This window comes from Hanstruepera ponticola (assembly GCF_012931685.1).
Lineage (GTDB): Bacteria > Bacteroidota > Bacteroidia > Flavobacteriales > Flavobacteriaceae > Hanstruepera > Hanstruepera ponticola.
Map to the genome: position 1 here is coordinate 44,460 of NZ_JABANC010000004.1, position 11,907 is coordinate 56,366.

The following is an 11,907-nucleotide window of genomic DNA, read 5'->3' on the forward strand; positions in this document are numbered from 1 at the left end:
TAACTTTATGATGTAAAAACAATAATGACATGAATAAAATTTTATTATTTTTTACGCTTCTCTGTTTTGAAATTTCATTTGCACAACTTTCAGTACGTAACAATGCCTACGTTTATGTAAATGATTTAGTCCTTTACGTTGAAGATGATGTCAATATTGAAGAAAGCACGGCTCATGTTTATCTGCGAAATGAATCACAATTAATACAAGGATCAGGGACCACAGGAAATTCAGGTGTTGGAAAATTAAGTATTTATCAAAACGGTAAAGCGAGTGCTGCAGCATACAATTATTGGTGCTCTCCAGTGGGTAATGTATTAGGTGATGATAATAACAACAGACCATTTAGAGCTAATAATAATATATATGATGTTGTTTCATCACCAATTACCAGTAATTTAGCTACTTACATGCAAGCACCAAACTACAACGGAACAACAGCCCCTTTGGTTATTGCCGATTATTGGTTATGGTCATATAACCCAGGAACGCAATACAGTGAATGGGATCATGTTTTATCTACAGGTGACGTTGCTCCTGGTTATGGGTTTACCATGAAAGGCACTCTAGGATCTAGCAACAACCAATTGTACGATTTTAGAGGAAAACCTAATAATGGTACGATTTTTACAAGTGTTCTTAATGGTCAAGAAACTTTAGTGGGTAACCCCTATCCTTCTGCTCTTGATGCTAGAGATTATATCCATGACTCTAATAATGCATCACTATTAGATTCTGGTACACTTTATTTTTGGGAACAAGATTTAACCATAACATCCCATGTAATAATCAATTACAGAGGCGGCTATGCAACATACACCATAAATTCAGCAGGTACGGTTGAAACATTCATCCCTGCAACATTTGATTCTTATAATTATGATGGCACGCTAAATACAGGAGGCTCATCCAGTACAAGTGGCAAAGCTGTATTCAGATATATACCAGTTGGTCAAGGATTTATGGTAAAAGGTTCTGGGAGCGGAAATCTAAGAACCACAAATTCAATGCGAAAGTTTGAAAAAGAAGCACCAAATGTTAGTGAATTTTTCAGACAACAGCAAAACAACAGCCGTACTGATTATATTCAATACAACGACGAAGGTTTACAAGTTGTACCTGATGACTATAAACGTTTTAGAATAAATGTTGATTTCAACGACACTTATACTAGACAACTTTTACAAAATTTTCATCACACAGCATCCGCTGAAAAAGATTATGGTCTTGAAAGTAAAAGTCCTGAATTAATTGAATCTGATGCGCATTGGATACAAGATGGTGAAGCTTATTCAGCTCAAGCGTTTAATTTTAATGTTGATTTGACTATTCCACTTCATGTGATAATTGAAAATCAGCAATTGGTTCGTTTTAGAATTTTTGATGTACAGAATTTTGATGATTCGCAACCAATCTTTATTCATGACATTGAAAACGATTTGTATGTTGATTTACGATCTCAAAATTATGAGTTGAACTTGGAACCTGGGAATTATACTAACCGTTTCGAAATCACTTTCACTTCAAACGCCTTAAGCACTGAAGATGTGACTATACTAGATGATTTTTCGGTATTTCAAAACAACAATTTATCTGAACTTCATATTCTTAATCCTAATCAGTTAGAAATCAAGAATGTTAACCTTTTTGATGCCAATGGCAAGCAAATTTTTAATAAAATTGATTTACCTATTGATTCCAGCTACATGTATTCTACCAAAGGCTTGAGTGATGGTGTATATATTGTGAAAATAACATTTGAGTCTGGTCAAGATTTAAGCAAAAAAATAATCATTGCAAATAAGCAATAAACTTTCTATTTTCTTTTTTACTTTTGAGTAATTAATTTCAAAAACAGCCTTTCATGTCTTCATTGGAAGATTACATGTTACCGTGTTTAAACAAAAAACTGTTGGGTTTTGATTGTATGGGATGTGGACTCCAAAGATCCTTACTGCTTATTTACCAAGGTGAATTTGTTTCAGCTTTTTATATGTATCCTGCAGTTTATACCCTAATCCCTTTGTTTTTACTCATAGGCCTTAATGTATTCTTGAAAGTTAAACGCTTAAACAAAATAATTAATTTATTAGCCATACTTTCAATCTCTATAATTATTATTAATTTCATCCTTAAATTTTTAAACTAACTCAAATGGAAAAACAGAAACTACCCAATGCAACAGTCGGACTTATATTAGGAATATTATCATTTATTGGCTGTTGTTGCACAAGCGGTTTTGGTGGTGTATTACTCTCAGGAATTGCGCTATTTTTAATTAATAAAGACAAAAAGAAATATATTGAAAACCCTGAACTTTACGATAATTACGGCCAACTGAATACAGCGAGAATTATTTCTATTATTGGACTGGTTTTAAGTTTAATAATTGTTGGTGTTTATATTTACTTACAAGCAACAGGTCAGTATGACGATATGCAAAATGAATATATGAAAATGCTGGAAGAGATGCAGGAGAATCAATAATCAAAGAATCCTATATAAAAAAAGCGACTGGTCACTGAAGTTCTTTTAGTGCAGTCGCTTTTTCTTTATAATTAAATTACAGATTAATCTTCAAATTGTTTAAGCGTTTCAGTAATAATTCGCACGCAATCTAACAGCTGGTCTTCTGTCATTACTAATGGTGGTGCAAATCGAATGATATTACCATGTGTTGGTTTTGCCAACAACCCATTATCACGCAGTGCCAAACAAATATTCCATGCCGTATCACTTTCTTCGTCATCGTTTATTACAATGGCATTCAATAAGCCTTTACCTCTTACCAAATTTACAATTGAACTTGATTCAATATACTTATTAATTTCACTTCTAAACAGTTCACCAAGTCTAAACGCGTTTTCAGCTAATTTTTCATCTCTTACAACTTCTAAAGCAGCAATAGCCACAGCTGCAGCTATAGGATTACCTCCAAAGGTACTGCCGTGATTTCCTGGTCTAATAACCTTCATAATAGGGTCATCAGCCAAAACAGCACTCACAGGGTAAGCACCACCACTCAAGGCTTTTCCTAAAATTAGAATATCTGGTTTTACTTCTGGTTCATTAGAACAATTTTTATTGGCACAACTACAATTTCCGCAAGTAGCTAATAAGCGACCTGTTCGCGCTATACCTGTTTGTACTTCATCAGCAATAAACAAAACATTAAACTGCTCACATAATGCTTTTGCTTTACTTAAATAATCTTCACTAGGCACATAAACCCCAGCTTCACCTTGAATAGGTTCAACCATAAATCCAGCTACATTGGGGTTGTTTTTTAACGCCTCTTCCAAAGCAACTAAATTATCGTACTCAATTTTTATAAAACCTTTGGTATAAGGACCAAAGTTTTTTCTTGCTACAGGATCATTTGAAAAAGAAATAATAGTTGTTGTACGCCCATGAAAATTGTTTTCGCAAACAATTATTTCTGCTTCATTTTCTTCTATACCTTTTACTTCATATGCCCATTTTCTACAAAGTTTCAAAGCTGTTTCTACAGCTTCGGCACCTGTATTCATAGGTAACAATTTATCAAATCCAAAAAATTCACAGGCAAATTTTTCATATTTGCCAAGCATATCATTGTAAAATGCTCGTGATGTTAATGTCAATGTTTGAGCCTGACCGGTCATAGCACCTACAATTTTAGGATGACAATGCCCTTGATTAACTGCCGAGTAAGCCGAAAGAAAATCATAATATTGTTTTCCTTCAACATCCCAAACGTGTACACCTTCTCCTCTACTTAATACTACTGGTAATGGATGGTAATTGTGTGCGCCATACTTGTTTTCTAAATCTATCGCCTGTTGCGAATTTAATTGGTCTAAAACAGCCATTTTAATTTGTTTTAAATTAATAAATAACCATTCCTTATCTACCTTTATCCTTTCGAAAAGATTCGAAAATTCAGCGTGGGAAAGAAATCATCCCTAGGGATTGCAAAATACTAAATATCTGCTGCTTCTTAAAATGTTAGTCTGACAATTTTCCAGATAAAGACGAAATCTGTAGCTCTAAACGTTTTAATTCACGCATAATAGCATTTTTGTCCATTTGCATCCAAGCAAAAACCTTAAGCATGCTTACACCAAGCATAAATAAAACTGCACCCAGTCCCCAAGCTAACATGTCTCTGGTGTCTTCCATCTTAAAAAATTGAACTAAACAATAAATAAACAAAACAAAAAAGACCACAGTGACTATATTCATCATGACCAATAGCCATTTGTTTTTTCCTTTAAATAGGCCAAAAATCATACCCAAAACATTTTGTTCTTCGAGTTCATCATAGAATTTAGCCTCTTCTTGAGTTAAGGTATCCTTAATTAATTTGTCAATGTCTTCCATATTATTTTTCATAATTTGTAATTTTAATTACTGATTTTAATTTTTCACGTGCATAAAACAAACGTGATTTTGCTGTGCCAATCGATATATTGAGTAATTCTGATATTTGTTTCAACGAGTACGATTCTAAATAAAATAAGCTTAAGACTTGCCTTTGATTTTTTGGTAATACCATCATGGCCTTTAATAATTCATCTTTTATTACTGAATCATCAATTTTAGATTGACTAGGGTTCTCTTGCTCATATTTATAGTTTATTAAATCTAATTGTTCTCTATTACGCTGGTTTAAGACGTCAATAGATTTATGATAAACAATCCTAATGGCCCATGCTCCAAAACGTCTCGGGTTTTTAAGTGTTGCCATTTTAGTCATGATGGTCTGCCAGGTATCTTGAGCAATATCTTTAGACGCATCCACATCTTTTACCAACCAAAATGCTTTTTCACAAAATGTAACATGCCATCGTTTTACCAATAACACGAGGGCTTCTTTATCTCCGGATTGATAAGCCTCAACCAATGTTGCGTCTAAAGATTTGTCCCTTTTCAATTATACATATTTAAGTTTCAATGCTTTTCTTTTAAATAAGCACCGTAAAAACTTCACCCAAAGCGTATACTTTGGTTTTATTTTAACTTCAGAGAATTGACTTTCCATCTTGTCAAATGCCTCTTCAATTAAGGCATCATGTAACCATCTTATGGCAACAATCCAAAACCATGTCGATTTAATTGTAGTGGTATGCATTTGAATGTCATGCGTAATGAGCGTTTCGTTTTCGGAAGTAGCTTCTAGTTTAAACTGATGTATACCTTCGAACCCCTTTGGTTTTGTAAAGTTAAATATAATGTTACCTGCTTTGTCATAATCTGCGATTGTGTATTTAATGATACCGTGACCACCTGGACTACCCTTTTTCAATCCTTCTTTAAAATATATAGAAGGCCAGTTTTCATTGGGCCAAATGGCATCATTACCTGTACCAAGTGTATGCAATAAAGGTGATACTTTAATTAGGGATTGCGGTAATTTCCGTTTATGAATATTTGTGACTCTCATATTAAATAGACGTAAAAAAGTTGAAAAGGTTCATTCCATTTAAATAAAATTGAAAATCAAAATAAAGATAATTGAAATTAGGTGGTTATAATCTTTAGCTATTATTATTTTTGCATCATGTCAAGAAGAAACAAAAAACAGGTATTCACAAACCTTGAAGTGATCGATGCAGGTGCTAAAGGCAAGACTATTGCCAAGGCACCAGATGGAAAAGTTATTTTTTTACCCAACGCTGTTCCTGGCGATGTTGTAGACGTTCAAACGTTTAAGAAACGTAAGGCCTATTATGAAGGCAAAGCCACCGTTTTTCATAAGCTTTCAGACAAACGTACAGAACCCGTTTGTGAACATTTTGGTACGTGTGGTGGTTGTAAATGGCAAGATATGGACTACAAATACCAATTGTTTTATAAAGAAAAAGAAGTCATTAATAACCTTACGCGACTTGGGCATATTGAATTACCTGAAACCACACCTATTCTAGGTTCAGAAAAACAGTATTTCTACCGTAATAAAATGGAGTTTTCTTTTAGTGACAGTCGATGGCTTACATTAGAAGAAATTCAGTCGGATAAGGACTTAGGAGATAAAAATGCTCTAGGGTTTCATATACCGGGTATGTGGGACAAAATTTTGGATGTCAAAAAATGTCACCTACAAGCGGATCCGTCTAATGCCATCCGTAATGCTGTAAAGCAATTTGCAATTGATAATGATTTAGATTTCTTCAATACCAGAAACCAAAGCGGTTTGTTACGGACTATGATGATTCGTACGGCTACAACTGGCGAGATTATGGTTTTAATTCAGTTTTTTAAAGAAGACCAACACAAGCGCGAATTATTGCTCGATTTTATTGCTGATACCTTCCCAGAAATAACCTCATTGCAATACGTTATAAACGGCAAGGCCAATGATACCATTTACGACCAAAAGGTTATTTGTTATAAGGGCGAAGATCATATTTTTGAAGATATGGAAGGCTTACGTTTTAAAATTAATGCCAAATCCTTTTACCAAACCAACTCGGAGCAAGCCTACGAGTTGTATAAAATTACTCGTGAATTTGCAGGATTAACCGGAAACGAATTGGTTTACGATTTATATACCGGAACCGGAACCATTGCTCAATTTGTATCTAAACAAGCTAAAAAAGTAATTGGTGTTGAAGCGGTTCCTGATGCCATAACTGCGGCTAAAGAAAATGCCGAACGCAATAATATTACCAATTGCGAGTTTTTTGTGGGTGATATGAAAACCGTCTTTAACCAAGATTTTATTAATGACCATGGTAATCCAGATGTGATTATTACCGATCCACCTCGAGATGGTATGCATAAAGATGTTGTTAATCAAATATTAAACATAGCGCCAGAAAAAATAGTTTATGTAAGTTGCAACAGTGCTACGCAAGCACGTGATTTAGCGTTAATGGATCATATATATAAAGTAACCAAGGTACAGCCTGTAGACATGTTCCCGCAAACGCATCATGTTGAAAATGTTGTACTTTTGGAAAGAAGATAATGTTTATGAAAAAAAGACTTATAGCTTTCATTTTAATATCATGTATCGCCTTTAGCTGCGAACGCGATGACATTTGTGATAGCGATAATACAACGCCAAGATTGGTTTTGGCTTTCTATAATATTGAAAACCCTGAAGATTTAAATCCTAAAAATGTCGTTAAATTTAGAGTTCAAGGTGTTGATAATGACGAAACCTTACCAGATTTGGACGGTACAAAACAAAGACAAGAAATATTATTACCACTAAAGACCACTGAAAACATTACAGAATACAAACTCCATAAAAATTACAGCGTTAATGATAATGGTACTCCAAATGACCCTAGTGATGACACCTTGCGTGGCAATGAAGACATTATTACTATAGAATATGTAAGAGAAGAAGTTTATGTGTCACGAGCATGTGGATTTAAAACCGTATTTAAAAATATAAGGATAACTGTTGCTGATGATGGTGACCGTTGGATTCAAAATTATAGATCAGTAGATGATAATCAAATAGTAGAAAACGAAGATGCACCACATTTCAGATTATTCCATTAAGACACTACTATTATGCTTTTTTTTGAGTGTTGTTTCCTATGCTCAAAATGATAGTATTCCTGAAGTAAAACAAACCGTTGATACCCTTAAAATCAAACAAAAATACGGTATTCGTATTGGTGGTGATTTAAGTAAATTAGTCCGTTCATTTATTGATGATGATTACAAAGGTTTTGAGGTAAATGGTGATTACAGACTTACTAAAAAATGGTATTTGGCTGGTGAAATAGGTGTTGAAGAAAAAACAACTGATGCCGAGTTTATAAATGCCACAACCCAAGGCACCTATTTTAAAGTAGGTGCTGATTATAACGCCTATGAAAACTGGTACGGCATGGAAAACATGATTTACGGTGGTTTGCGAGTTGGTGCCAGTACCTTTAACCAAACTTTAAACAGCTATGGTGTGTATTCTGATACCCAATACTGGACACCGCAATTTGCCACAAGTGAATCTATAGAATTCAGTGGTTTGAGTGCTATTTGGGCCGAAGTAATTACAGGTATCAAAGTAGAGGTTTTAAATAACCTGTATTTAGGTGCCAACTTACAGTTCAAGTATATCGTTACACAAGACCAACCTGATAATTTTGAAAACCTGTACATTCCTGGTTATAATAAAACCTACGACAGTGGTAACTTTGGGTTTGGTTATGGCTACAATATTTCCTATTTAATTCCTTTGTTTAAAAAGGATAAATAATATCTTAATTTTAATGACCTAGGTCTGTCATACCTTTGATATAGCGTTGTACACGGTGACGACGGCATTGTTAACGGTGACGACGCCATTGTACTCGATGACGATGCCATTGTAAACGGTGACGAAGCCATTGTAAACGGTGACGAAGCCATTGTACACGGTGACGACGCCATTGTACGCGGTGACGATGCCATTGTAAACGGTGACGAAGCCATTGTATACGGTGACGATGCCATTGTACACGGTGACGACGTCAAAGTACACGGATACTACAGCAAAGTATACGGATACTACATCAAAGTACACGGATACTAAATCAAGGTACACGGTGACAACACACAATATAACGGTGACGACGCATAATATGACGGTGACTACACATAATAACTCTGCGACAACACATAATATGACGGTGACAACACATAATAAGCCTGCGACCACGTCATTGCGACCATGAGGCACGAAGTGGGAAGCAATCTCATTGGGATAGGTTGAATAAACAGATTACTTCGTCACAGGCTCCTCGTAATGACAAAGGGTTTAGTTTGGTGTTTTGTAGGAGTTTTCGATAGCTGACCCGAAGGAAACCCGAAGGAGATCCGAAGGACACCTGAAGGAGACCGCAAGGAGCACCTAGGGAACCCGAAGTAGCTCTATGGGAAACCTATTTAAACAACCTGTCATCCTGAACTTGATTCAGGATCTACTTCATTACTTACGCTTTGAGATTCCTGCCTGCGCAGGAATGCAACGGGTTGACCTGAAGGAGACCTTAATTAGACCTTAATAAAACCTGACGTAGACCTTACGGGGCTTTTAAGCAAAATTACGTATATGTACGTATTGACTTTTTGGGCTTAAAAAACTAACTTCGCTTATCAATAGATATAAATCATTAAAACGAATTATATCACTACGTTACCACACATTTGAGAAAAATCGTATTCATATTGACAATAATGAGTTTGTTTTACAATTGTAAAACTGACAAGAGAAATATGGAACAAAAAAATGCTGAATTTTATTATCCACGAATTACAAGTTTTGAGAATGACTCAATCCTGACCAAAATTGAATTGGAATCTATCAAAAATTATGGTGAACTGATAAAAATTGCGGATAGAATTGCGTGCAACGGAAAATTGCCTGTTTTGAAATTTAACTCTAACAAAACTGACTTCAATTTTTTAGTTTTTAAAATGTGCTCGGAATCGAATATTATAGCGGATTATTCTCAACGAAATGTAATCTTTATCGAAAACAATACTGTAATTATAAATGACCTAATTGAAAAGCCTTTAGATAGTTTAAAAGAAATTTTAAAGAATCACATATTAAATCCAGAAAAGCAATCAGATTACTCTCAAAATATTGACAAAGCAATTATTTTTTATTATCAAGATAGTCTGTTTGGAAAAGAAGAAATTAAAAAACAATTTATAAAATTAGCAACTGAATTTAATGAGCTGAATAAGAGAAATGGGGATAGTCTTTCATTGAAAATTAAATTAAATGATTATCCATACATGCGAATTGATATGCCGATACCACCACCACCGATTGAAAAATAAAAAACGTGTGGTAACACCGTATATAAGCTATGGCTTGGTCGGTGCTCACTTGGAAAATCCTGCGGATTTCCCAAAATCGGTTTTTATTGGAGAGTTTCGTGCTAAATCACGCCACAGCTCATATACAAACACGATAAGCGTACTACCAAAAATTACTCATTAAACTTCGCCTTTTTACTGCCTTCATACATGACGTATTTAACCAAGCGGGATTCCAGTTTGGCATTAAACAAATGTATTTTTCGGGAGGGTCGTAAACCCACATGTTTTAGGGCATCCAGATTGGAGGTAATAAACCAGGCATCGGTGCCTGGGTAGCCTTGTTTGAGGGTGTCACCAATAGCGGCATAGAACTTTTCCATATCAATATCCAGACGCTCGCCATAGGGTGGGTTAAACAGCATGTGCAGCTTCCCCTCGCCTGCTTTCTGGGTTTTAAAGAAGTCTTCGTGCTGGATGGTGATAAACTCGTCTAAATGGGCGTTTTTAATATTGGCTTTGGCTTTGGACACCGCAGATGGTGATTTGTCATAGCCTATCATTTTATGATGGAAATCGCGTGTTTTCTTTAAGAGGGATTCTTCAATGGTTTCAAATAATTCGACATCCCAATCTTGCCAGCGTTCAAAAGCAAATTCTTTACGCATGAGGTTTGGTGGAATGTTACAGGCTATCATGGCGGCTTCGGCTAAAATGGTGCCACTACCACACATGGGATCCATAAAATCGCACTGACCATCCCAACCCGACAGCATGACCAAACCTGCTGCCAATACTTCGTTTATTGGTGCTATGTTGGTGGCTGTTTTATACCCACGTTTGTGTAAGGACTCACCAGAACTATCTAATGAAATGGTGCATTGTTGCCTATCAATATGCACATTGATTTTTAAATCGGGGAAGCGTAAATCTATATTAGGTCGTTCTTTGGTGGTATCCCGAAACTTATCGACAATAGCGTCTTTGGTTTTAAGGGCTATGTATTTGGAGTGGGTAAATAGTTTGGAATGTACCGTAGCATCAATAGCCAAAGACCCTGTTGGTTTCAGGTATTGTGACCAGTCCATTTTATAGACCTTGTCATATAAATCCTGTTCGTTGTTAACCCGAAAGGATTCAATAGGTTTTAGAATTTTAATGGCTGTACGCAGGCCTAAATTGGCTTTGTACATAAAGCCTTTGTCTCCTACAAAGCTCACATTTCTGACCCCTTTTTGAATGTCTTGAGCACCTAACTGCAAGAGTTCTTTTTCTAACAATTCTTCAAAACCAAATAAGGTTTTTGCCACCATTTTAAAATTATTCTCCATCACGACTATTAAATAGATTGCAAAAATACAGTATTTTTGTTGCAACTTTAGAGTATCTAAAATTAAAAGATTCTCATTTTTGTGGGACATACTATGACAAAAGACACAACAGCTTGGTTTGCCTCTTGGTTTGACACACCTTTTTATCACATTCTTTATAAAGATAGGGATTATGAAGAGGCGCAATTGTTTATGGACAATCTTACGGAATACCTGAACATTCCTGAACAGGGCTCTATCATGGATTTGGCTTGTGGTAAAGGGCGTCACTCGGTGTATCTCAATTCATTAGGTTATGATGTTACTGGTGTTGACTTGTCTGAAAACAGTATAGCTCACGCCAAACAATATGAGAATGAGAGCTTACACTTTCAGGTTCATGACATGTGCAAACCGTTTGGTAAACGCTTTGATGCGGTTTTTAATTTGTTTACCAGTTTTGGGTATTTTGAAAACGAAGTAGATAATTTGAAGACTATTCAGGCTATTCAAGCCAATTTGAAACCTTTTGGATTTGGCGTGATTGATTTTATGAATACGGATTTTGTTATTGACAACCTGGTACCAAACGAAACTAAAACGGTTGATGGCATTGATTTTAATCTGAAGCGAACTGTTGAAAACAGCTATATTATTAAGGATATTTCATTTATACATGATGGTGAAGCATTTCATTTTCAAGAACGTGTGAGAGCCTTTACACTAGATGACTTTGAAGCTTTATTTGAGCAAGCAAACGTTTATTTGCTGGATGTTTTTGGCGATTATAAATTGCGTAAGTTTGACAGGAAAACTTCTGAACGCCTAATCATGATTTTTAAATAAG

Annotated in this window: 14 protein-coding genes; 9 read left to right on the plus strand and 5 right to left on the minus strand. The window is 35.3% G+C overall.

The genetic code is table 11. The annotated features are described in order from the left end of the window. The first annotated feature begins 29 nt into the window (after positions 1–29). The 3 genes from HGK31_RS10645 to HGK31_RS10655 all read left to right on the plus strand — a co-directional run bounded on the left by HGK31_RS10645 (position 30) and on the right by HGK31_RS10655 (position 2,487). Complete coding sequence (locus HGK31_RS10645; RefSeq protein ID WP_191859806.1) at positions 30–1,811, plus strand: T9SS type A sorting domain-containing protein; 1,782 nt, start codon at positions 30–32, stop codon at positions 1,809–1,811. Between the two features lie 116 nt (positions 1,812–1,927). Further along, positions 1,928–2,149 (plus strand): DUF2752 domain-containing protein, encoded by a 222-nt coding sequence (locus tag HGK31_RS10650; RefSeq protein WP_394368041.1) that lies wholly within the window; start codon positions 1,928–1,930, stop codon positions 2,147–2,149. A gap of 5 nt (positions 2,150–2,154) precedes the next feature. Then, entirely contained in the window at positions 2,155–2,487 is a 333-nt protein-coding gene (locus HGK31_RS10655; RefSeq protein WP_104735963.1) for a CCC motif membrane protein, read from the plus strand. A gap of 83 nt (positions 2,488–2,570) precedes the next feature. On the opposite strand, the gene rocD is transcribed toward HGK31_RS10655, so the two are convergent. The 4 genes from rocD to HGK31_RS10675 all read right to left on the minus strand — a co-directional run bounded on the left by rocD (position 2,571) and on the right by HGK31_RS10675 (position 5,425). Continuing rightward, a complete protein-coding gene (gene rocD, locus HGK31_RS10660; protein ID WP_191859810.1) occupies positions 2,571–3,851 on the minus strand; it encodes an ornithine--oxo-acid transaminase in 1,281 nt (426 codons plus the stop codon). A 136-nt stretch (positions 3,852–3,987) separates the two neighbouring features. Beyond that, positions 3,988–4,374: a DUF6768 family protein gene (locus tag HGK31_RS10665; protein WP_191859812.1), complete on the minus strand. Its 387-nt coding sequence runs from the start codon at positions 4,372–4,374 to the stop codon at positions 3,988–3,990. Continuing rightward, positions 4,364–4,915, minus strand: coding sequence for an RNA polymerase sigma factor (locus HGK31_RS10670; RefSeq protein ID WP_191859814.1), 552 nt, complete (start codon positions 4,913–4,915; stop codon positions 4,364–4,366). The genes HGK31_RS10665 and HGK31_RS10670 overlap by 11 nt, the downstream gene beginning before the upstream one ends. After that, a complete protein-coding gene (locus HGK31_RS10675) occupies positions 4,916–5,425 on the minus strand; it encodes a hypothetical protein (RefSeq protein WP_191859816.1) in 510 nt (169 codons plus the stop codon). 117 nt (positions 5,426–5,542) lie between these two features. On the opposite strand from HGK31_RS10675, the gene rlmD reads away from it, so the two are divergent. The 5 genes from rlmD (at position 5,543) to HGK31_RS10695 (ending at position 9,771) form a co-directional block, all read left to right on the plus strand. Further along, on the plus strand, positions 5,543–6,952 hold the full coding sequence (gene rlmD, locus HGK31_RS10680) for a 23S rRNA (uracil(1939)-C(5))-methyltransferase RlmD (protein ID WP_191859817.1): 1,410 nt from the start codon (positions 5,543–5,545) through the stop codon (positions 6,950–6,952). A gap of 5 nt (positions 6,953–6,957) precedes the next feature. Next, positions 6,958–7,497, plus strand: coding sequence for a DUF6452 family protein (locus tag HGK31_RS10685; RefSeq protein WP_162919981.1), 540 nt, complete (start codon positions 6,958–6,960; stop codon positions 7,495–7,497). Beyond that, positions 7,469–8,200, plus strand: a complete 732-nt coding sequence (locus HGK31_RS10690; protein WP_191859819.1) for a DUF6048 family protein — start codon at positions 7,469–7,471, stop codon at positions 8,198–8,200. Before HGK31_RS10685 ends, HGK31_RS10690 begins: the two co-directional genes overlap by 29 nt. Before the next feature lie 87 nt (positions 8,201–8,287). Further along, positions 8,288–8,515 (plus strand): hypothetical protein, encoded by a 228-nt coding sequence (locus HGK31_RS14740; RefSeq protein WP_394368042.1) that lies wholly within the window; start codon positions 8,288–8,290, stop codon positions 8,513–8,515. 683 nt (positions 8,516–9,198) lie between these two features. Continuing rightward, positions 9,199–9,771: a hypothetical protein gene (locus HGK31_RS10695; protein WP_191859821.1), complete on the plus strand. Its 573-nt coding sequence runs from the start codon at positions 9,199–9,201 to the stop codon at positions 9,769–9,771. A 152-nt stretch (positions 9,772–9,923) separates the two neighbouring features. Here HGK31_RS10695 and HGK31_RS10700 read toward each other — a convergent pair whose 3' ends face one another. Further along, positions 9,924–11,081 (minus strand): THUMP domain-containing class I SAM-dependent RNA methyltransferase, encoded by a 1,158-nt coding sequence (locus HGK31_RS10700; RefSeq protein WP_191859822.1) that lies wholly within the window; start codon positions 11,079–11,081, stop codon positions 9,924–9,926. A 93-nt stretch (positions 11,082–11,174) separates the two neighbouring features. On the opposite strand from HGK31_RS10700, the gene HGK31_RS10705 reads away from it, so the two are divergent. Continuing rightward, positions 11,175–11,906, plus strand: coding sequence for a class I SAM-dependent methyltransferase (locus tag HGK31_RS10705; RefSeq protein ID WP_191859824.1), 732 nt, complete (start codon positions 11,175–11,177; stop codon positions 11,904–11,906). Position 11,907: the final 1 nt, after the last annotated feature.